Raw genomic sequence first — 402 nt, forward strand, 5'->3', positions numbered from 1 at the left:
TTCGAGAACGACACCGAGGCCCAGACCCGGGTCAAGTCCGGCGGCGCGGTGGCCGGTGTCAACGACTACCCGGTCGCACTCGACCTGGCCCGTAAGGCCGACGGCGGCAATGCCTTCGAGGTCGTCGGCGAGCAGGTCGACGCGGGCCCCTTCGGCATAGGCGTGAACAAGGACAACCCCGGCCTGCGGGACGCCCTGAAGGAGGCCGTCGACGCGATCATCGCCGACGGTTCGTACCAGAAGGTGCTCGACAAGTGGGGCGCCGGTACGGGAGCGATCGACAAGGCCGCCATCAACGGCGGCAAGTGACCGGACGCTCCACTGAAGGGCAGTCACCATGACTGACAAGTTCGACAAGACACCCGCCGCCTCACCGGCGGGCCCGGTGTCCGTCTCCGGGGG

At 68.4% G+C, this 402-nt stretch carries 1 protein-coding gene; it reads left to right on the forward strand.

All coding sequences use genetic code 11. The annotated features are described in order from the left end of the window. Positions 1-309 (forward strand): transporter substrate-binding domain-containing protein (locus tag RM812_RS42705; RefSeq protein WP_311586497.1); only part of this gene is annotated, 309 nt, incomplete at its 5' end. Between the last annotated feature and the right edge of the window lie 93 nt (positions 310-402).

The organism is Streptomyces lancefieldiae (assembly GCF_031845825.1).
GTDB classification, from domain to species: domain Bacteria; phylum Actinomycetota; class Actinomycetes; order Streptomycetales; family Streptomycetaceae; genus Streptomyces; species Streptomyces lancefieldiae.